The 20,248-nt window shown below is 69.9% G+C and carries 18 protein-coding genes and 3 pseudogenes; 10 read left to right on the top strand and 11 right to left on the bottom strand.

Going from position 1 to position 20,248, the window contains the following annotated elements; genetic code table 11:
• Positions 1-2 precede the first annotated feature (2 nt).
• Positions 3-1,382, top strand: coding sequence for a diaminopimelate decarboxylase (gene lysA, locus ACFWFI_RS00435; RefSeq protein WP_387383802.1), 1,380 nt, complete (start codon positions 3-5; stop codon positions 1,380-1,382).
• Positions 1,383-1,472: 90 nt separating this feature from the next.
• Here lysA and ACFWFI_RS00430 read toward each other — a convergent pair whose 3' ends face one another.
• Positions 1,473-1,676, bottom strand: a complete 204-nt coding sequence (locus tag ACFWFI_RS00430) for a hypothetical protein (RefSeq protein ID WP_387383800.1) — start codon at positions 1,674-1,676, stop codon at positions 1,473-1,475.
• Between the two features lie 190 nt (positions 1,677-1,866).
• Between ACFWFI_RS00430 and ACFWFI_RS00425 the strand changes: the two genes are divergently transcribed.
• A complete protein-coding gene (locus ACFWFI_RS00425; protein WP_387383799.1) occupies positions 1,867-2,283 on the top strand; it encodes a GNAT family N-acetyltransferase in 417 nt (138 codons plus the stop codon).
• A gap of 61 nt (positions 2,284-2,344) precedes the next feature.
• Here the strand turns inward: ACFWFI_RS00425 and ACFWFI_RS00420 are convergent, their stop codons facing one another.
• The 6 genes from ACFWFI_RS00420 to kdpF all read right to left on the bottom strand — a co-directional run bounded on the left by ACFWFI_RS00420 (position 2,345) and on the right by kdpF (position 10,318).
• Complete coding sequence (locus tag ACFWFI_RS00420; protein WP_387383797.1) at positions 2,345-4,888, bottom strand: ATP-binding protein; 2,544 nt, start codon at positions 4,886-4,888, stop codon at positions 2,345-2,347.
• A gap of 66 nt (positions 4,889-4,954) precedes the next feature.
• A complete protein-coding gene (locus ACFWFI_RS00415; RefSeq protein ID WP_387383795.1) occupies positions 4,955-5,638 on the bottom strand; it encodes a response regulator transcription factor in 684 nt (227 codons plus the stop codon).
• A 111-nt stretch (positions 5,639-5,749) separates the two neighbouring features.
• Positions 5,750-6,415: a potassium-transporting ATPase subunit C gene (locus ACFWFI_RS00410; RefSeq protein ID WP_387383793.1), complete on the bottom strand. Its 666-nt coding sequence runs from the start codon at positions 6,413-6,415 to the stop codon at positions 5,750-5,752.
• Between the two features lie 6 nt (positions 6,416-6,421).
• Complete coding sequence (gene kdpB / locus ACFWFI_RS00405; RefSeq protein ID WP_387383791.1) at positions 6,422-8,560, bottom strand: potassium-transporting ATPase subunit KdpB; 2,139 nt, start codon at positions 8,558-8,560, stop codon at positions 6,422-6,424.
• Positions 8,557-10,221: a potassium-transporting ATPase subunit KdpA gene (gene kdpA, locus ACFWFI_RS00400; RefSeq protein ID WP_387383789.1), complete on the bottom strand. Its 1,665-nt coding sequence runs from the start codon at positions 10,219-10,221 to the stop codon at positions 8,557-8,559. The genes kdpB and kdpA overlap by 4 nt, the downstream gene beginning before the upstream one ends.
• Positions 10,222-10,228: 7 nt before the next feature.
• Positions 10,229-10,318: a K(+)-transporting ATPase subunit F gene (gene kdpF / locus ACFWFI_RS00395; RefSeq protein WP_203184985.1), complete on the bottom strand. Its 90-nt coding sequence runs from the start codon at positions 10,316-10,318 to the stop codon at positions 10,229-10,231.
• A gap of 569 nt (positions 10,319-10,887) precedes the next feature.
• Here kdpF and ACFWFI_RS00390 point away from each other — a divergent pair.
• A pseudogene (locus tag ACFWFI_RS00390) lies at positions 10,888-11,220 on the top strand (transposase); the annotation flags it as partial.
• A gap of 31 nt (positions 11,221-11,251) precedes the next feature.
• Here ACFWFI_RS00390 and ACFWFI_RS00385 read toward each other — a convergent pair.
• Positions 11,252-12,244, bottom strand: a complete 993-nt coding sequence (locus ACFWFI_RS00385; protein ID WP_387383787.1) for an aldo/keto reductase — start codon at positions 12,242-12,244, stop codon at positions 11,252-11,254.
• A 126-nt stretch (positions 12,245-12,370) separates the two neighbouring features.
• Between ACFWFI_RS00385 and ACFWFI_RS00380 the strand changes: the two genes are divergently transcribed.
• Entirely contained in the window at positions 12,371-13,030 is a 660-nt protein-coding gene (locus tag ACFWFI_RS00380) for a TetR family transcriptional regulator (protein ID WP_387383785.1), read from the top strand.
• 139 nt (positions 13,031-13,169) lie between these two features.
• Here ACFWFI_RS00380 and ACFWFI_RS00375 read toward each other — a convergent pair whose 3' ends face one another.
• Positions 13,170-13,970 (bottom strand): SDR family oxidoreductase, encoded by an 801-nt coding sequence (locus ACFWFI_RS00375; protein ID WP_387383783.1) that lies wholly within the window; start codon positions 13,968-13,970, stop codon positions 13,170-13,172.
• A gap of 96 nt (positions 13,971-14,066) precedes the next feature.
• Here ACFWFI_RS00375 and ACFWFI_RS00370 point away from each other — a divergent pair, with 96 nt between their 5' ends.
• From ACFWFI_RS00370 to ACFWFI_RS00360, 3 genes and pseudogenes are all read left to right on the top strand, one after another.
• Positions 14,067-14,624, top strand: coding sequence for a TetR/AcrR family transcriptional regulator (locus ACFWFI_RS00370; RefSeq protein WP_387383781.1), 558 nt, complete (start codon positions 14,067-14,069; stop codon positions 14,622-14,624).
• A gap of 229 nt (positions 14,625-14,853) precedes the next feature.
• A pseudogene (locus ACFWFI_RS00365) lies at positions 14,854-14,949 on the top strand (IS5/IS1182 family transposase); the annotation flags it as partial.
• Positions 14,950-15,140 (top strand): annotated as a pseudogene (locus ACFWFI_RS00360) (class I SAM-dependent methyltransferase); the annotation flags it as partial.
• A gap of 102 nt (positions 15,141-15,242) precedes the next feature.
• Here ACFWFI_RS00360 and ACFWFI_RS00355 read toward each other — a convergent pair.
• Positions 15,243-15,884 carry a TetR/AcrR family transcriptional regulator gene (locus tag ACFWFI_RS00355; protein ID WP_387383779.1) on the bottom strand — a complete coding sequence of 214 codons (642 nt, stop codon included), beginning with the start codon at positions 15,882-15,884 and terminating at the stop codon, positions 15,243-15,245.
• An 84-nt stretch (positions 15,885-15,968) separates the two neighbouring features.
• On the opposite strand from ACFWFI_RS00355, the gene ACFWFI_RS00350 reads away from it, so the two are divergent.
• From ACFWFI_RS00350 to ACFWFI_RS00340, 3 genes are all read left to right on the top strand, one after another.
• On the top strand, positions 15,969-16,706 hold the full coding sequence (locus ACFWFI_RS00350) for an SDR family NAD(P)-dependent oxidoreductase (protein WP_387383777.1): 738 nt from the start codon (positions 15,969-15,971) through the stop codon (positions 16,704-16,706).
• Between the two features lie 317 nt (positions 16,707-17,023).
• Positions 17,024-17,383, top strand: a complete 360-nt coding sequence (locus ACFWFI_RS00345) for a hypothetical protein (protein WP_387383775.1) — start codon at positions 17,024-17,026, stop codon at positions 17,381-17,383.
• 215 nt (positions 17,384-17,598) lie between these two features.
• Positions 17,599-19,071 carry an amidase gene (locus tag ACFWFI_RS00340; RefSeq protein WP_387383773.1) on the top strand — a complete coding sequence of 491 codons (1,473 nt, stop codon included), beginning with the start codon at positions 17,599-17,601 and terminating at the stop codon, positions 19,069-19,071.
• Between the two features lie 94 nt (positions 19,072-19,165).
• On the opposite strand, the gene ACFWFI_RS00335 is transcribed toward ACFWFI_RS00340, so the two are convergent.
• Positions 19,166-20,140: a carboxymuconolactone decarboxylase family protein gene (locus ACFWFI_RS00335; RefSeq protein ID WP_387383771.1), complete on the bottom strand. Its 975-nt coding sequence runs from the start codon at positions 20,138-20,140 to the stop codon at positions 19,166-19,168.
• Positions 20,141-20,248: the final 108 nt, after the last annotated feature.

Genomic DNA, 20,248 nt, shown 5'->3' with positions numbered 1-20,248 from the left:
CCATGACCACAACAGTGCCCGGACCCTCGGTCCAACCGTCGGCCCGGACCACTCCGCACGCCGCTCCCGTTGCGGCGGGCAACGCCGCCGGTCTGTCCGTCTGGCCCACTTCGGCCCGACTGTCGTCCCACGGCGACGTCGCGGTGGGAGGCGTCTCGCTCGTCGAGGCGGCCGAGCGGTTCGGTACCCCCGTCTACCTCCTGGACGAAGGGGAGGTACGGGATCGCTGCCGCACCTATGTACGGGCTTTCCCTGACACCGACGTCGTCTACGCGGCGAAGGCGTTCCTGTGCCGAGCCCTCCTGCACTGGGTGCAGGAGGAGGGCCTCGGCCTGGATGTCTGCTCCGCGGGCGAGCTGGAGCTGGCCGTCACCAACGGCTTCCCTCCCGAGCGCATCGTGCTGCACGGCAACGCCAAGAGCCCGGACGACCTGAGCGCGGCACTGCGCCTGGGCGCCGGAAGGATCGTCATCGACAGCGCGTGGGAGATCGCCCGGCTCTCCGCGCTCGTCCCGGACGGCACCCGCCAGAAGGTGCTGGTGCGCGTGGTCCCGGGCGTGAGCGCAGGCGGCCACGCCGCGATCCGCACCGGCACGGACAACCAGAAGTTCGGGCTCTCCCTCACCGACGGGAGCGCCCAGCATGCCATCGCCCGCATACTCGACCAGCCGCGCCTGGAACTGGTCGGACTGCACTGCCACATCGGTTCGCAGATCAGTACGGTCAAGCCCTACCTGACCGCGCTCCGACGGATGGTCGGGCTCCTTGCCCAGGTCAGCCACCAGCACGGAATCGTCCTGCCGGAGCTGGACATGGGAGGCGGGCACGGAGTCGCCTACCGGCCGGGGGAGACTCCACTCGACGTCGAGTCCCTCGGTGCACGCATCCGCCGCGAACTGGCCTCGAGCTGCGCCACCGCCGGCATTCCCGTACCCCGGCTCACCATCGAGCCCGGTCGCGCGGTGGTCGGGCCCGCAGGCGTCGCGCTCTACAGGGTGCTCGCCGTGAAGAGGACGGGTGACCGTCTCTTCGTGGCCGTGGACGGCGGAATGAGCGACAACCCGCGACCCGCACTGTACGGCTCCCGCTACGCACCCCGGCTCATCGGCCGCCGCTCGACGGCCGAGCCCTGCTCGGCGACCGTGGTCGGACGGCACTGCGAGGCGGGCGATGTGCTCGCGGCGGACGCGGCCATGCCGGGCGACATCCACCCGGGCGACCTGGTGGCCATTCCGGTCGCCGGCGCCTACCACCTCTCCATGGCCTCCAGTTACAACGCGGTCGGCCGCCCACCGGTGGTCGCCGTCCACGAAGGCCGCGCGCGGCTCCTGATACGCCGCGAATCCCTGGCCGACATCAACGGCCGCGACGTCGGACTGTGAACGGCCGCCCCCACGCCCCTCGTTCTCCCCGTCGACGCGAAGGAGTGTGATGTGCCTTCGCACGGTCCGTGAGGGGCGCCCGCACCGGAATCAGGTGGTCTCATGATCCAGCTTCAGCCCGGAGCCGACTCCGCGCCGTCCCGGTGGTTCCCCGCCGGGACGGCGGGCCCCGCCACCCTCGTCGAACACGTCATCGGCACCGGAGTCGGCCGCTGGTGGACGGACAGCGTTCTCCAGCCACAGGTCGTCGCCGTGAGCTGTGCCGGCCGGGTAGTCCTGCGCGGCGATCCGCACGCACTGGCCCAGGGCTCCCTTGCGCCTTTCGCCGGCAGCTACGTGGAGGCGCCGTCCCGCTTCCTCCCGGTCCTGCGCGCCTCGTTCGAAAGGATCGAGCCTGCGGAGCGGATGGTGTACGCCCGCCTTGCGCTCGCGTCGTCACAGGCACGGCGTCCCACGCATGGTGTGACGGTACGTACGCCCGCTCGTGCCTGCCGATGCCGGGGCTCTGGCCGCGCTGGGTCCTGAAGCGGCCTGGATCCACGCCAGTTGGGACGGCCCGGCAGGTCTCGCCGCTTCGGGACACGGCTGGGCCGCAGTCTGCAGAGGCCGGATTCTTGCCGTGGCCTGCACGTATTTTCGCGGCAGTGCGTACGAGGAGGTCGCATGTTTCATGGTCTCCGGCCGCCGGTGGGAGCATCTGGCCCATGCCTGCCTGACCGGTCTGTGCGCGGACATCGATGCCCGAGGCCGCACCGCGATGCTGTCCTGCTCACGTAACGACCGCCCCGGCCGCCTCCTCGCCTGGACCGCCGGATTCCGGCTGCGACGGGAGTACGTCACCTATGCGACGGGGCGGCCCACCGTGATGCTCCACAAGGCCGGCGCCAGGCTAGTGCCGTGAGAGATGGAGTCGAGGAACCGGCAGACCGCTGAACGGCGTGGTGGCCGACCGCGGGGACGCGTCATGACGTCACCGTGGCCGGAAGGTCCGGTCTGACCGGGGGGCCGCCGCCGGCGGCACGCAAGGTGAGCACCATGGTGAAGCCCCCTCCCGGGGTGTCCTCGGCGGCAAGCATTCCCCCCATGGCCTCCACGAAGCCACGGGCGACCGCCAGGCCCAGGCCGACACCGGCGCCGCGCGGGGTGTCGCCGTAGCGCTGGAAGGGAGCGAAGATCCGTTCCTTCGCCTCGTCCGGTACGCCGGGCCCGCGGTCGATCACCCGGACTTCGACACGGTCGGCCATGGCGCTGACCGCCACCCGCACCGGTTCGCCCGGCGGGCCGTACTTCACCGCGTTCTCGACGACATTGGCGACTGCGCGCTCCAGCAGCCCAGGGTCGACGGCCACCAAGGGCAGATCCTCCGGGATGTCCAGCCGGACGCTGCCTTCCGGAACACCACCCAGCGCCATGGGAACGACCTCGTCGAGGTCCGTCGCGCGGATCAGCGGCCGAACCGTTCCGGTTTCCAGCCGCGACATGTCCAGAAGGTTCCCGATCAGGTGGTCGAGGCGGTCGGCGCCCTCCTCGATCCCTACCAGCAGCTCGGCCCGGTCCTCGTCGGACCACTGCACATCGGCGGAGCGCAGAGATGTGACAGACACCTTGATGGTGGCCAGAGGTGTCCGCAGGTCGTGGCTGACGGCAGCCAGAAGTGCCGTGCGTATCCTGTCGCCCTCCGCGTGTTCACGGGCCCGTTCCGCCTCGCCCCGCAGGCGCTGACGGTCGATTACGACAGCTGCCTGGGCGGCGAAGGCGCCGAGCACCCGGCGGTCCTCGGCCGGCAGCACGCGCCCGGAGAGGGCCAGCGCCATGTGGCTTCCGACCGGCATGTCCACATCGGCGTTCTCGGGACGTGCGACAGGCGTCGGCCCGACGCTTCCCGTGCAGGTCCAGGGTTCGACCTCGCTCTGCCGCTCCAGCAGTGCGACGGACTCCATGCCGAAGGTCTCCCGGACCCGCTGCAGCAGCGCGTCCAAGGTGGTCTCGCCGCGCAGCACACTGCCTGCGAGGAAGGACAGGATCTCCGACTCGGCCCGCAGCCGCGCTGCTTGGTGCGTGCGGCGGGCGGCCAGATCCACCACGGACGCGACCGAGACCGCCACACCCACAAAGATGGCGATGGCGAGGATGTTCTTCGGGTCGGCGATGGTCAGCCGGTGCAAGGGCGGTGTGAAGTAGTAGTTCAGCAGAAGTGAGCCGAGCGCGGCGGCACCGAGCGCCGGGAGGAGCCCGCCCACCAGCGCGGCGGCCACCGTCAGCGACAGGAACAGAAGCATGTCGTTGGCGAGCCCCAGATCGGTATCGATGTCGGTGAGCAACGCCACGAGCAGGACGGGGCCCGCTGAACCGACCAGCCAGCCCCAGACGCTCCGGGCCGTGCTCAGGCGCGCATGCCGGGTCACCGGCAGCCCCCGCCCGCGCGCCACCTCTCCGTGAGTGACGATGTGGACGTCCAGGTCGGGCCCGCAGTCCCGTGCCACCGTGGCCCCCACGCCGGGCCCGAGCACGTACTGCCAGGTCTTGCGCCGGCTGGATCCGAGGATGATCTGGGTGGCATTCACACCGCGCGCGAACTCGAGCAGGGACTGCGGCACATCGTCGCCGACGACGTGGTGGAACGTCCCGCCGACGTTCTCGACCAGGGTGCGCTGGATGGCGAGGTCCCTGGGCGATGCGGAGGTGAGACCGTCGCTTCTGGTGATGTACACCGCGAGCACCTCGCCGCCGGCCCCCTTCTCGGCAAGCCGTGCGGCCCGGCGGATCAGCGTGGCGCCTTCGGGGCCGCCGGTGAGTCCGACGACGATGCGTTCGCGGGCCTGCCAGGTGGTGCGGATGTCGTGCTCGCCGCGGTAGTGCTGGAGGTATTCGTCGACCCGGTCGGCGACCCAGAGGAGCGCCAGCTCGCGCAGCGCGGTGAGGTTGCCGGGGCGGAAGTAGTTGGACAGGGCCGCGTCGAGCTTGTCGGGCTTGTAGATGTTGCCGTGGGCCATCCGGCGGCGCAGGGCCTGGGGAGACATGTCGACCAGTTCGATCTGATCCGCCCTGCGGACCACCTCGTCGGGCACGGTCTCACGCTGTCGAACGCCGGTTATCGACTCGACGACATCGCCGAGCGACTCCAGATGCTGGATGTTGACGGTCGAGACGACATCGATGCCGGCATCGAGCAGCTCCTCCACATCCTGCCAGCGCTTGGCGTTCCGGCAGCCCGGCACGTTGGTGTGGGCCAGCTCGTCCACCAGGGCCACCGCGGGCCGGCGCTCCAGCACGGCATCGACGTCCATCTCGGTGAAGGCGCCCGAGCGGTATCGCATCGCACGCCTCCGGACCTGCTCCAGGCCGTGCAACATCACTTCGGTGCGCGGACGGTCGTGGTGTTCCACGAAGGCGACGACGCAGTCGGTGCCCCGCTCCGTCCGGCGGTGCGCCTCCGAGAGCATCGCGTAGGTCTTGCCCACCCCCGGTGCTGCGCCGAGGTAGATCCGAAGCTTCCCGCGTCCCATGTTCCGACAGGTTCCGTTCTCTGAAGTCGACTGGAGTGAGGGGAACTTCGAGGGGCGTGCCGGCCCTCATGCCTCGAAGCGGTATCCCATGCCCGGGGCGGTGATGAAGTGACGGGGGTGCGCGGGATCAGGTTCGAGCTTCCGCCGCAACTGGGCCATGTAGACGCGGAGATAGTTGCTGTGCGTCCGGCGGTCGGGCCCCCACACCTCATCCAGGAGCTGGCGCCGGCTGACGAGCCGCCCGCTGTTGCGGATCAGGATCTCCACCAACTGCCACTCGGTCGGGGTGAGACGTACGGTGTGTCCGTCGCGCCTGGCTTCCTTCGCGACCAGGTCGAGGATGAATCCCTCGGTGGTGACGTTCCCGTTGCCACCGGCAGTGGAAGCGGTCCCCGTACGCCGGGTGGCGACCCGCAGTCGGGCGAAGAGTTCGTCCATGTCGAACGGTTTGGTGATGTAGTCGTCGGCACCCGCGTCGAGCGCTCTGATCCTGTCTTGGGACGCGCCGCGCGCGGAGACCACCAGGATCGGCGCCCGGGACCACCGCCGCAGCACCTGCAGGACCTCGATTCCGTCCATGTCCGGCAGTCCGAGGTCCAGGAGGACGGCGTCAGGGGGGCGCTCGGCAGCGAGCCGTAGCGCGGTGCTCCCGTTCGGCGCGGATTCCACGTCGTATTTACGGGCGTGCAGATTCATCGCGATGGCACGGACGAGCCGCGGTTCGTCCTCCACCACCAGCACCCGGGTCATGTGCCGCCTTCCTGTCGTACGCGAGCCGGCGTGACCGGGGGCCGGGGCGGGGACCGGGGATCCGGGGCTGGTGCTCCCGGCCCGCGGCTCCCGCCCACTGCCGTAACCCGGTCACTGCTCGACGAGATCCTTGAGCGCGATGTTGAGCTGGAGGACGTTGACCCTCGGCTCTCCCATGAATCCGAGGATCCGGCCCTCGGTGTGCTGCTCGACGAGCTTCTCGACCTGTCCGGCGTCGAGGTGGTTGCGCTCGGCGACGCGGCGTACCTGGAGCTGTGCGTACGCCGGGGAGATGTCGGGGTCGAGACCGGAGCCCGAGGAGGTGACGGCGTCGGCCGGCACCTGCGAGGGGATGACGGGATGGCCGGGGACGGAGTTGTCCTCGACCACCGCGGCCTTGGCGGCGGTGACCCAGTCGATGAGTTCCTGGTTGTCTCCGGAGCGGTTGGTCGCTCCGGAGAGGATCAGCTTGTACTGGGTGTTGACGCTGTTGGTGCCGAGGCCGTTGGACGGGCGCGGCTGGAACCACTTGAGATCGGGGGCGGCGGTTTCCTGACCCTTCTCGAGCGGCAGGTCGTAGCGCTGACCGATGAGTTCGGAGCCGGCGACCCTGCCGTTCGAGGTGATCTCGGAGCCGTTGGCGCGGTCCGGCATGAGCCCCTGGGCGACACCGGTCACGGCGAGCGGGTAGAGGACGCCGCAGACCAGGGTGAGGACGAGCAGGGCCCGCAGCCCTGCCCCGAACAGTCGTGCGGAGTTTCCTAGGGAGTTGTTCATGGCAGGTCAGCCGATTCCTGGGATGAGGGAGATGATCAGATCGATGATCTTGATGCCGATGAACGGGGCGACGAGGCCGCCGAGTCCGTAGATCCCGAGGTTGCGCCGCAGCATGGAGTCGGCGCTGCTGGGGCGGTAGCGCACGCCCTTCAGAGCGAGCGGTACGAGGGCGATGATGATCAGCGCGTTGAAGATGACGGCGGACAGGATCGCGGACTCGGGAGACGCCAGGCCCATGATGTTGAGCTTGTCGAGGCCCGGGTAGGCCACGGCGAACATGGCCGGGATGATCGCGAAGTACTTCGCGACGTCGTTGGCGATGGAGAAGGTGGTCAGGGCGCCCCGGGTGATGAGGAGCTGCTTGCCGATCTCGACGATCTCGATGAGTTTGGTGGGGTTGGAGTCCAGGTCCACCATGTTCCCGGCCTCCTTGGCGGCCGAGGTGCCGGTGTTCATCGCCACGCCGACGTCCGCCTGGGCGAGGGCGGGGGCGTCGTTGGTGCCGTCACCCGTCATCGCGACGAGCTTGCCGCCCGCCTGCTCCCGCTTGATGAGGGCCATCTTGTCCTCGGGGGTGGCCTCGGCGAGGAAGTCGTCGACTCCCGCCTCCTCGGCGATCGCCTTGGCGGTCAGCGGGTTGTCACCCGTGATCATGACCGTACGGATGCCCATCCGGCGCAGTTCGTCGAACCGCTCCCGCATGCCCTCCTTGACGACGTCCTTGAGATGGATGACACCCAGGATCCGGGCACCCCGGCCGTCATGGACGGCGACGAGGAGCGGTGTACCGCCTGCCTCGGAGATAGCGTCGGTCAGTCGGCCGGCGTCCTCGGCGATGGAACCGCCCTGGTCGCGGACCCAGGCGAGTACGGATCCCGACGCACCCTTGCGGACCCGGCGGGCGGTGCCGTTCTCGGTGAGGTCGACGCCCGACATGCGGGTCTGTGCCGTGAACGCCACCCACTCGGCAGCCGACAGTTCGCCCTGGTGTCGTTCGCGCAGCCCGTACTTCTCCTTGGCCAGCACGACGACGGACCGTCCCTCGGGCGTCTCGTCGGCCAGCGAGGAGAGCTGGGCGGCGTCCGCGAGTTCGGCCTCCGTGGTGCCCTTGACCGGGAGGAACTCGGCGGCCTGCCGGTTGCCGAGCGTGATGGTGCCGGTCTTGTCGAGCAGCAGGGTCGAGACGTCACCGGCGGCCTCGACGGCACGCCCCGACATCGCGAGGACGTTGCGCTGCACCAGACGGTCCATGCCCGCGATCCCGATGGCGGACAACAGCGCACCGATCGTGGTCGGGATCAGGCAGACCAGCAGGGCGGTCAGCACGATCATCGACTGCCTCTCGCCGGCGTAGATCGCGAAAGGCTGCAGGGTCACGACGGCGAGCAGGAAGACGATGGTGAGGGACGCCAGGAGGATGTTCAGGGCGATCTCGTTGGGGGTCTTCTGCCGGGCGGCGCCCTCCACCAGGGCGATCATCCGGTCGATGAAGGTCTCGCCCGGCTTGGTGGTGATCTTGACGACGATGCGGTCGGAGAGCACCTTCGTACCGCCGGTCACCGCCGAGCGGTCACCGCCCGACTCGCGGATGACCGGCGCGGACTCACCCGTGATCGCGGACTCGTCGACCGAGGCCACGCCCTCCACGACATCCCCGTCGCCCGGGATGATGTCTCCTGCTTCACAGACGACCAGGTCTCCGATCCGCAGGTCCGTGCCGGCGACCCGCTCCTCGTTCCCGCCGACGACGCGGCGGGCAACGGTGTCGGTCTTGGCCTTGCGCAGCGTGTCGGCCTGAGCCTTGCCGCGGCCCTCGGCGACCGCCTCCGCCAGGTTGGCGAAGATCGTCGTGAGCCACAGCCAGACCGCGATGGCCCAGCCGAACCAGTCGGTCGGATCCAGGACCGCGAGCACGGTGGTGAGCACCGAACCGATCAGCACCACGAACATGACCGGGGATTTGACCATGACTCGGGGGTGCAGTTTGCGTACCGCGTCAGGGAGTGACCTGACGAGTTGCCTGGGATCGAACAGACCCCCGCCGACGCGCCCTTCGCCCTGGTGACCCGTGGGAGCGTCCTGGTGCGGCGACCGGCTGCGGGTGACAGTGGACATCGAGTCCTCTTGCTTCAGACGATTGGTCATGACGCCAGCCCTTCGGCCAGCGGTCCCAGCGCGAGTGCCGGGAAGTAGGTCAGCCCGGTGATGATCAGGATCGTGCCGACCAGCAGCCCGCTGAAGAGCGGTTTGTGCGTGCCCAGCGTTCCCGCCGTCGCCGGTACGGGCTTCTGCGCGGCCAGTGAGCCGGCCAGTGCCAGCACGAACACCATCGGAAGGAACCGGCCGAGGAGCATGGCCAGGCCGATGGTCGTGTTGAACCACTGGGTGTCCGCGTTGAGGCCGGCGAACGCCGAGCCGTTGTTGTTGGCGCCGGAGGTATAGGCGTAAAGGATCTCCGAGAAGCCGTGAGCACCGGTATTCGTCATCGAATCGGGAGGCGTGGGCAAAGCCATTGCAGCCCCGGTGAAACACAGCACCAGGGCCGGCGTGATCAGGATGTAGCAAGCTGCGAGCTTGATCTCCCGGGTGCCGATCTTCTTCCCGAGGTATTCCGGTGTACGGCCCACCATCAGACCGGCGATGAATACCGCGATGATCGCCATGATCAGCATTCCGTAAAGGCCGGATCCTGTGCCACCAGGGGCGATCTCGCCCAGTTGCATGCCGAGCATCGTGATGCCGCCACCGAAGCCCGTGAACGATGAATGGAACGAATTCACCGCACCTGTCGACGTCAGTGTCGTGGCTACCGCGAAGATCGACGAACCACCGATTCCGAACCGGGTCTCCTTGCCTTCCATCGCCCCGCCCGCGATTTCGAATGCGGGCCCGTGGTGGGAGAATTCGGTCCACATCATCAGTGCGGTGAATCCGAGCCAGATGACGCCCATGGTCGCGAGGATCGCGTAGCCCTGCTTCACGGAGCCGACCATTCGGCCGAACGTGCGGGTCAGAGCGAACGGGATGACGAGGATCAGGAAGATCTCGAAGAGGTTCGACAGCCCGTTGGGGTTCTCGAAGGGATGGGCCGAGTTGGCGTTGAAGTAGCCCCCGCCGTTCGTCCCCAGTTCCTTGATCACCTCTTGTGAGGCGACCGCACCCCCGTTCCACTCCTGTGTGCCGCCCATGAACTGTCCGACCTGATGGATGCCGGAGAAGTTCTGGATGACACCGCAGGCCACCAGTACGAGGGCCCCGATCACCGCGATGGGGATCAGGATCCGTACGGTGCCGCGCACCAGGTCGGACCAGAAGTTGCCCAGCTCACCGGTGCGGGAGCGTGCGAAGCCGCGCACCAGGGCCACGGCGACGGCGATGCCGACGGCGGCCGAGACGAAGTTCTGCACCGCGAGGCCGCCGGTCTGGACGACGTGGCCCATGGCCTGCTCGCCGTAGTACGACTGCCAGTTGGTGTTCGCGACGAACGACGCGGCCGTGTTGAACGCCTGGTCCGGGTCGATCGACGAGAAGCCGAGCGAACCAGGCAGGGATCCCTGCAGCCGCTGCAGCACATAGAGGAAGAGAACGCTTGCCGCGGAGAACGCGAGCACACCGCGGAGATACGCGGGCCAGCGCATCTCCGTGTTCGGGTTGGCGCCGATGGCCTTGTATATCCACTTCTCCACCCGCAGGTGCTTCGGAGAGGAATAGACGTGGGCCATGTAGTCGCCGAGCGGCCGGTATGCCAGTCCCAGCGCCGCAACGAGCGCGAGAACCTGGAGCACACCAGCGAGGAGCGGGCTCATATCGGGCTCAGAACCTCTCGGGGAAAATAAGGGCGACGACGAGATAGCCCAACAGGGCAACGGCCACGACGAGGCCGACGATGTTTTCGGCGGTCACAGCTTGGCCACCCCCCTGGCGACAAGAGCCACCAGCGCGAAGACCGCGATCGTGGTGACGACGAAGGCCACGTCGGCCATCGTGTGCTCCTAGGTGAGATACGGGAACTCGGACCCCTTGAGCAAACCCCCATTGCCGGGGGTCCGTGCCTTCCGTTGACAGGTCCCTTACGGCCATTGGCATGTCTTTGACGAGACCCTTACGCCGCAACCGCCCACCTGCGGAGAAGCCGATCGCCATTGGCCCGTCAGGGGCTCTCCCGCGGCCCGACACCAGCGTGTCCCGGCCACTCCACCACCTCGTCCTGACGATTTCCGTCGCACCGGGGCCGGCCGGTCACCTGACCGGCCTCTTCTCGAGGGCGTCGGCTGCGCTCGGGGATCATGGCCCCTCGCGTGAGGATGTCCAGTCCTCGCCGGGTCGTGGCCGGCACCACCCTGTCGCCGGCGCGCAGGACGCGACCGTGGGACGGGCGCCGGTCGAAGCCGTGACGGTTCGCGAGACGCAGGCCGCCGAGCGTGTCGGAAGACGAGCCGCCGGACCGCACCCGGGCCGGCGGCTCCCACTGCCAGGCCCTGGAACCGCTTGTGCGCGGCATCCCGCCCATCCGCTCCCGCCGCGGACCTCGACGCAGGCGCCCGGCGAAACTGCATGACAAGGGCTACGACTACAAGCACCTGCGACGGTGGCTCCGCAGTCGCGGCATTCGCCACCGCATCGCCCGCAAGGGCATCGAGCCCTCGCAGCGGCTCGGCCGTCACCGATGGGTCGTTGAACGTACGGTTTCCTGGCTTGGCGGATGGCGTCGCCCGCACCGCCGCTACGAACGCAAGCCCGAGCACTTCCTCGCCTTCGTCGGCATAGCCGCCGCTCTCATCTGCCACCGGCGCCTCACCACATGAACGGTGGAGAGGCGTTGTGGCGTCGGCTGGATCAGTCGGTGGTGAAGCTGGACAGTCGTGCTGCCGGGTAGCGGCTGCCCGCCGAGCCATGGGGGAGGATCTCGGTGATGTGGGCCAGGTCGGCGTCGGTGAGCTGGACCCCGTCCGCGCCGGCGTTCTCCTCGACACGTACTGCACTGCGGGTGCCGGGGATGGGCACGACGTCCTGGCCCTGGGCGAGGAGCCAGGCCAGCGCGAGTTGGGCGGTGGTGATGCCCTTGGCCGCAGCCAGTTCCTTGAGCTGTTCGGTGGCGCGGAGGTTGTAGGTGTAGTTGTCGCCCTGCCAGCGCTCGTCCCAGCTGCGCATGTCGTCCGCGGGGTAATCGCTCGCGGGCTTGACCGCGCCGGTCAGGAAGCCTCGGCCGAGCGGGGAGTAGGGCACCAGGCCGATGCCGAGTTCCCGCAGGGCGGGGAGGATCTTCTCCTCGACCTCGCGCTCGAAAAGGGAGTACTCGTACTGGAGGACGGAGACCGGGGTGACGGCATGGGCGCGGCGGATGTACTGGGGTCCGACGTTGCTCAGGCCGAAGTACCTGACCTTGCCCTCGGTGATCAGCTCGCCGACTACGCCCGCGACTTCCTCGGCAGGGACGTCGGGGTCGGAGATGTGCTGGTAGAAGAGGTCGATGTGGTCGCTCTGCAGGTAGCGCAGGCTGTTCTCGGCGACCTTGCGGATGTTCTCGGGGCGGCTGTTGAAGCCGGAACCGATCGGCTGGGAGGTCATGTCGAAGCCGAACTTGGTGGCCAGGACCACCTCGTCACGGAAGCCCCGGACCGCTTTGCCCAGCAGGATCTCGTTGCTGCCGGTACCGGCGCCGTACAGCTCGGCGGTGTCGAAGAAGTCGATCCCGAGTTCGTGGGCGCGGTGGATGGTTGCGGTGCCCTCGTCATCGTTCGAGGCGCCGTAGGCCATGGACATGCCCATGACGCCCAGCCCGAGCGCCGAGACGCGCAGGCCCTGAGAGCCCAGGTTGCGGTGCTGCATGAGTTCACTTCCTCAGTGCTTGTCGGCCCCACCCCGAACGGGTCGAACCGAACTGTTCGGTTTTAACGTTACGCGCAGATGTCCTGCAACGCCAAACCAAACCGTTCGGTGCTTTATCCTGGGGTTATGTCCCATTCCCCCGACTCCGGCCAGGCACCAGCGCACGCTGCTGCTTCTGGTAGCAGCGACACCACGCGTGAGCGGATCCTCGCCGCCGCCATGGAGGAGTTCGCCCGCCACGGCATCGCCGGCGCCCGCGTCGACCGCATCGCCAAACTGGCCCGGACCAGCAAGGAGCGGGTCTACGCCTACTTCCGCAGCAAGGAAGCGCTCTACGCCCATGTTGCCGCGCGAGAGCTCGCCGTCATCGCCGAAGCCACCCAGATAGACCCGTCCGACCTTCCCGGCTACGCGGGCCGCCTGTTCGACTACTTCACCGCCCGCCCGGACCATCACCGCCTGATCACCTGGGGTCGCCTCGAACTGGCTGACGCCGCGGCCGCCGAAGCCGATCCCACCCGGGCGGCCATCACCCGCAAGCTCGACCAGCTCCGCCAGGCTCAGCGGGCCGGGCAACTCAGTCCCGCCTGGGACCCGGCCGACGTCCTCGCCCTGGTCAACCAGATCGCCACTACCTGGGCAGCCCAAACCGAACTCGCCGAAGCCGCGGCCGAGCACGCCACAGACTCCTCCACCGCGGCCCGTCGCGCCGCCGTGGTGACCGCGGTCGAGCAGCTATTCCCCCGGAGCGGTCTGACTGGCACCGGTTGCGGGCAGGGGGCCTGAACGCAACGGGGTACGTGCGCTGGTGACCGGAATTGGGTTCAGGATGCCGAGCCCCCGGGTGTCCTCGCTCGCCAGCACCACCACTGACGGAACCTCACAGGGATCCGTCCGGCACCGTTCAGTGAGCGATCACGCCTGGTCAGACCGTCGGGATGGTGCCGCCGTCGACGACGTACTGGCCGCCGGTGAGGTACGCCGCGCGGTCGGAGGCGAGGAACGCGACGACTTCGGCGACATCGGCGGGCCGGCCGGGGTGCCCGAGCGGGATGCCGACCCGGTCGATCAGCTGGCGGCGGGCCGTTTCCGTGTCCCGCCCGCTGTCGGCGGCCATCTGGTCCAGGCGCTGGGTGACGGCCGGGGTTTCGATGAGTCCGGGGACGACGGTGTTCACCCTGATGCCGTGCTTGCCGACCTCGTTGGCCAGGCCCTTGCTGTAGACGGTCGTCGCGGCCTTCGCCGCCGCGTACGGGAGCGAGGCGGTGCCGGGCATGCGTGCCTGACCCGACGTGACGTGAATGATGACTCCGCGGTTCTGCGCGATCATCCCTGGCAGCAGGGCCCGGTCCAGGCGGACGGCGGACATCAGGTTGGTATCGAGGTCGCGGTACCAGTCGTCGTCGGTCGCGTCGAGTGCCCCGCCGGGGATGTACGTCTGGCTGCCGGCGTTGTTGACCAGGACGTCGATTCCGCCGAGCAATTGCGTCGCCTGCGCGGCGAGAGTGGCTGTCCCGTCGGAGGTGGCGATGTCGGCGGCGACGAACCTGCCGGCCGGCGTCTCGTCGACCGGTGTGCGGGCCGCGACGACGACGTCGGCCCCGGCCTCGGCGAACCGGATCGCGACAGCCGCGCCGATTCCCTTCGTGCCGCCAGTGATCAGGACTCGAACGCCTGCAAACTCGCCGGCCGGCCCGGAGGTGGATGTCACGGTGGTGGATGTCATGGGACAAACTCCTGCGTCGGGCGCCGCCGCCTTCTGGAAGCCGACGGCCGGGTACGATGGGCTCATCCTACATTAAAAACGAGAGGTCGTTCTTTTATGCCCAAGGTCACCCAGGAGCACCGTGACGCCCGGCGCCGGCAGATCTTGGCCGCCGCCCGCGAGGTGTTCGCGGCCAAGGGTTTCGCTCAGGCCTCCACCGGTGAGATCGTCGCCGCCAGCGGACTGTCCACCGGGGCGGTCTACAGCTACTTCCCCAGCAAGAACGACCTGGTGGCGGCCGTCTGCGAGAATGCCGTGGACGACCTCGTCGACCTCGCCGGCATCCGCGACGCGGCCGGACTGCTCGACCGGGTCCGTGCCCGCCATGGCGGGCACGCCCGGCTGATGGCGCAGGTCTGGGCTGAGGCCGCCGTCTCTCCCGGCCTCGCCGTCCAGATCCGGGGACAACTGGCCAAGGATCAGGAGAAGGTCGCCGGGCTGATCCGCCAGGATCGCTGCGCCCGAGGTCTGCCCGACGCGCCGGACCCCTCCGGTGTGGCCGGCGCACTGCTCGCCATGCTCACGGGATATTCGCAGCGCCTGGCCATCGGCCAGGACATCGACACCCCCGCCTTCCGGCAGGCCCTCCAAGCCCTTCTCGGCGACGCGACCTGAAAGAACGGATCCAGGCAGAGCCGCACCTGGTCAACACCATCGGACCCCGAACTCGTCGCCGCCGCGCTCGGCATGGACCCCGAAGCCACCATGTTCTGTCTCGCAGACCCCGTCGATGAGGGCGCCTGGCCTCCGATGCCCAATGCCGGCCACCGGCCTTCGTGCTCACCGCCGTACAGGCCGGTGACGCGCCCGCCTTCGCTCGCGTCATGACCGCCTGTGCAAGTGCGGTATCCGGGCGGTCATCCCCGTTCCGGCCGATCAGTGCTGCCATCGGCTGCGGCGCGGCAGTCGGGGCGGCAGGCCACCCGCGTTCGACCGCGAGCGCACGGTCCTGACGCTGTACGCCGACCTCATGCGCACAGCGGCGGAGGACCGGTTGCGGATGTGGGATGCGGGCCAGGGAGGATCACGGCCCACTCGCATGCACTGGGCGTGGACGCGTTCGGGATCGATCTGTCGCCCGGAATGATCGAAGCGGCTCGGCGTGATCACCCCGGCCTGCGGTTCGAACTCGCCCCACCCGGCGGATAGGCCCGCGACTGCCGGCAGGGGCGGACCGGCTGCTTCGATGTCCAGGCGCTGTCCGGCGGATCATGTGCCCGTGATGGCGCCGAGTCAGTTCTCGCGGGCCGTACTGCGCCCGGTTGCGAGGTGTTTCTGTCCCTCGGGCATGGGCAGGACCGCCAGTGCGGTGTCTGCAATGTTCCGCAGGGCCTCCGGGTTCAGGCCGGCCTTGCCCACCGCCTCGATACCGCGGACCACCGTCAGCAGCAGTGCCGCCAACCGCTCCGGATCCGCGGTGCTATCGATGTCGCCGTGGCGCTGGGCGGCGCTGATCTCCGTCCGCAGCAGGGTCAGCAGCGCCGTCATGGTCTCGGCCGACCGGCCGGCGACCGTCGGATCGTGCTGGGCCAGTTCCGCCGCGCCCTTGGCCAACAGGCACCCGCGGCGCTCGGTGTCGGAGGCGGCGTTCTCCGCCATCAGGTGCACGTATCCCGACAGCCGCGCCAACGCCTCTGCGTCCGGGCCACCTGCCAGCCGCCCTTCGGCCACCTCGACGACTGCGGTGCACCAGTCGCCGAACACACGGTGGAACAGCTTGCCCTTGTCGCCGAATGCGCCGTACAGGCTGCCCTTGCCCAGGCCGGTCGCCTTTGCGATGTCGTCCATCCGGGTTCCTGCATAGCCGGTCGCCCAGAACTGTTCCCGGGCCCGCTGCAGGACTTGGCGTTCGTCGAATGCGCGTGGTCTCGGCATGGCCTCAGCGTATCCATTCTTGACTCGATCGTCCATTACTGCCTACCTTATGGACGATCCATTCCATAACTGAAGGGGTTCGACATGCCAGGCATGCTGCAGGAGAAGGTGGCCGTGATCACCGGAGGGACCAGCGGGATCGGACTGGCCATCGCCCACCGCTTCGTCCGGGAGGGCGCACGGGTCTTCGTGACCGGCCGGGACATCGACCGCCTCGAAGCGGCGGTCAAGGAGATGGGCCCTGCGGCCACCGGCGTACGATCCGACGTCTCGGTCCTGGCCGACCTGGACGCGCTCTACGCGCGAGTCCGCGAGGAGGCCGGACGCATCGACGTGCTGGTGGCCAACGCGGGAATCGTCGCGGACGCCGCGCTCGGCTCCCACACCGAGGCGAACGTCGACCTGACGCTCGCCGTCAACGTCAAGGGCCCACTGTTCACCGTTCAGAAGGCGCTTCCGCTGCTGGCGGAGAACGCCTCCATCGTGGTCGTGGGCTCGAGCAACAGCGTGCGGCCCAATGAGCAACTCGAGGTCTACAGCGCCTCGAAGGCGGCGGTGAGCAACCTCGTGCACAACTGGTCCCGGCAGTCGCGGGAGCGCCGATTCCGGGTCAACGTGCTCAGCCCGGGACCCACGCGGACCCCTGGCCTGGTGAGCGCGGCGGGGCCGGACGTCGACCGGTTCGCCGAGGCCGTCGTGCCGCTGGGGCGGCTGGCCGACGCCGAGGAAATCGCCGAGGCCGCTCTCTTCCTGGCTTCGGACGCCTCGTCGTTCGTCACCGGCGCCGAACTCTTCGCCGACGGCGGCTACACCCGGGCCTGAACGACGGCCGGTGGTGCGCATCCTGTCCCCTCGAAGCGATGGGCCCCGCACATCGAGGGGCGGACACCTCCTGGCTTCCCGCTGTCACGACACGCCGGAAGCGCCATGACGCTCGCGTGCTGCCTTGGCGCGGCGCCCTTCATAGAACGTCCCTGGTCAGGGCCTACGCGAGAGGGTTCACTCCTTCTGGTGAGCGCACGCCCGCGCACTGCTGACCGGGTGTACGGAGGGTGAGGTTCGGCGCTGTTTTCGGCTACGGAACGTGGGGGAGAGCAGCCCTGAAGATCACCGGAACTCGACCGGAATCAAGGGGAGACATGAAGAAGCTGCTCAAGGGGAACGCCGTCCGCGCACTGGTTCGGGGTGCGGCCGTCGCAGGTCTGACCGTCGCACTCGCCGTGCCCGCCACCTCGGCGGTGGCCGTCGCACCCGCGGCCGCCATTCCGCCCGGGCTGTCGTGCGACACCGGCAAGCACGCGATCGACGACTACACCGGTTACGCGCTCTGCCGGAACAACGGCTCGGCCACGCAGACCTTCTGGGTCCACCTGGTCTGCGGCTGGTCCCCCGACGTGGACGGTGAGCACGTCACGCTGAGGCCGGGCGAATCCGGGCAGTCGACCGCCCACTGTGCCGGCCTCGGTTCGGGGATCGGCGAGATCCACGTGCGGCCGTAGCGGCCGGCTGTTGTCACCCGTCTCCCGCGGGGCCCTCCTGCGGTCGCGCTCCAACAGGGCGCTCCGCAGGGGGAAGGGGAGACGGGGCCCGATCCGCGCGCGCGGATGCTTGAGCGGGCCCTCCCGCCTCGTTACTCTCCAGTAGACCCGCTCGGGCGGACCCCCGGGCGGACCCCGGGGGCCGGTGCTCCGGCGGACGCGAGGAGGCGGTGGCGATGTCCTCAGCAGACCCCACGGAGCGGACCGGACCGATCAGGCCGGTGGAGCCGCCCGTACAGCCCGGACTCATGGACTGCGCCCGGGACCTGGCCGAGGGCCGGACGACCTCGTCCGGACTGGTCGCCGCGGCGCTCGCGCGCATCGAGGCGAGCCGTCACACCCTCAACGCCTTCCGCCAGCTGCGTACGGAAGCCGCGCTCGCCGAGGCGGCCGAAGCCGACCGGCGGCTCGAGGCAGGGGAGCGGCTTCCGCTGCTCGGGGTGCCGGTGGCGGTCAAGGACGACACCGACGTCGCCGGGATGCCCACCTACTTCGGCTGCGACGGCGCACTGCCGCCCGCCGCCGCCGACAGCGAGGCCGTCCGCAGGCTCCGGGCCGCCGGGGCCGTCGTCGTCGGCAAGACCAACTCCTGCGAGCTCGGGCAGTGGGCCTTCACCGAAGGGCCGGCCTTCGGCGTCACCCGCAACCCCTGGAGCACCGATCACACGCCCGGCGGTTCGTCCGGCGGCTCCGCGGCGGCCGTGGCCGCCGGACTCGTCCCCGCCGCGCTGGGTTCGGACGGCGCGGGTTCCATCCGTATCCCCGCCGCCTGGACCCACCTCGTCGGCATCAAACCGCAGCGCGGCCGGATCTCGGTCCACCCCCACAGCGACGCCTTCCAGGGCCTCACGGTCAACGGCCCGCTCGCCCGCACCGTCGCGGACGCCGCCCTCCTCCTGGACGCCGCGGCGGGACCGCACCCCGGTGACCCGCACCGCCCGCCCGCCGTCGACGCGTCCGCCGCGGCCCGCCGTGACCCGGGAAGGCTGCGCATCGGCGTCTCCCTGCGGCCCCCTCTCACCCTCACCCGCAACGAGCCCCACCCGGAGGTCCTGCGTGCCGTCACCGCGCTCGCCGAAACCCTCGCCCGGCTCGGCCACCACGTCGAGGAGGCCCGCCCCCGCTACGGACTGATCGGTCTCTCCTTCGTGCCCCGGGCCACCGCCGGCATCGCCGAGCTCGCCGCGCTGCACCCCGAACCCGGGCTCCTCGACCCCCGCACCCGCAGTGCCCTGCGCACCGGTACACGCCTCGGCGGCCGGATCGTGCGGGCCGCCCGCGCGCGGGAGGTGCGCCAGCACGCCAGGATCGGTGCCTTCTTCGACACCGCCCGCGAGGGACACGGATACGACGTGCTGCTCACCCCGACCACGGCCGCCCCGCCGCCAAGGGTCGGAGCCTTCGACCACCTCAGCGCCTGGCGCACCGACCTCGCGATGACCTCGGCCTGCCCCTACGCCTGGCCCTGGAACGTCCTGGGGTGGCCCGGCGTCAACGTCCCGGCGGGCTTCACCCGCGACGGCCTGCCCCTCGGCGCGCAGCTCCTCGGCCCTTCCCGCAGCGAGGCTCGGCTCATCTCGCTCGCCGCCCAGCTGGAGGCCGACCTCCGCTGGTACGAGCACCGGCCGCCGGCCCCGGGGACGCCGTAGCCCAGCGCGGCGGCGTGCGCCGGCACCGCGTCCCACCGCCCGGGGTGAGCGGCCCGGTGCCGGCCGGGAGGACCGTGCCACGCCTCCGCGACGTTCACGCGCGCTCCTCGGTAGCCGTCCGAAGGAGTGCCTCTACGCGCTCGACGGCGCAGATCGCGCCGAAGGCGATCAGGTGGACCAGGCAGTGATCCGTGAACGGCGGGACGCGCCAGGCCGCCACGTCCTCGTCGGTGATCCGGTACGGGGCCCGCGCGGCGAGCAGTGCGAGCCTGGCTCCCGGCCGGTCCTTCCGTTCCGGCAGCCGGGCCGCCAGGGGCAGCGGGGTGACACCGTCCCAGCCCGCCACCGACTCCCGCACGAACGCGGCGTCCTCGTCGCTGAGCAGTCCCGCCCCCTGGTACGCGGCCGAGCGCAGCGCGCCGTAGGCCGTCCCGACCGGGCCCTGCGCCGCCCACGGCGGTGCCTCACCGGAGGTGCCGAGCAACGGCAGGGAGGTGCCGGGCCGCAGTTCGCGGCGCACGGTCGCCGCCAGTGAACGGCCCGCCGTGCTCCGCACCAGCCGGTACTTCTCCACGCCGCCGGGCAGCATCTGTTCGGAAAGCAGAGAGGACACCACACGGTTGATGAAGTGGAAGGCGAGCGCCGTCCCCACGTACTCGTCCGCCTCGTGCCCCGGGAACGGCTGCGGTCTGCTCATGTCCTTGCCCCAGGCGAGCAGACGGCGGTCGCCGGGGTCCTCCGGCTCGTCGCCCCGCAGCACCGTCTCGGCGAGCCGGTGGTCGCCGGTGGCGTGCAGCAGCACCGCGTGCGCGGTCGCGCAGAACGGACACCGGTTGGCCAGGGAGACCCCTGCCGCCACCAGCTCCTTTCCGGTACGTGAGGCACGTCCGGCGAGCAGGGACTCCCGCATCAGGGCCCAGGTGGCGGTGAGAAGGGGAGGGGAGGCGGACAGGACCACGAAGGTCGTGGCGTCCTTGATGCCGAAGTCGGTGGCCAGTTGCGCGTAGACGTGGGGCCCCCCACCGGGGGGGGGGGGCGGGGGGTGGGGGGGGGGGGGCGCCCCAACCACCCACACGTACTCCGCCGCCCACCCCGGGGGTGGGGGCGGGGCGGCGCCCCAGCCCCGCCACCCGCCCCAGCCCCGGCCCGCTGACCTGGTCGTACACCTGGGTGAAGG

It is taken from the genome of Streptomyces sp. NPDC060209, assembly GCF_042728155.1.
Classification (GTDB): Bacteria; Actinomycetota; Actinomycetes; order Streptomycetales; family Streptomycetaceae; genus Streptomyces.
This window is presented reverse-complemented; position numbering and strand designations above follow the sequence as displayed.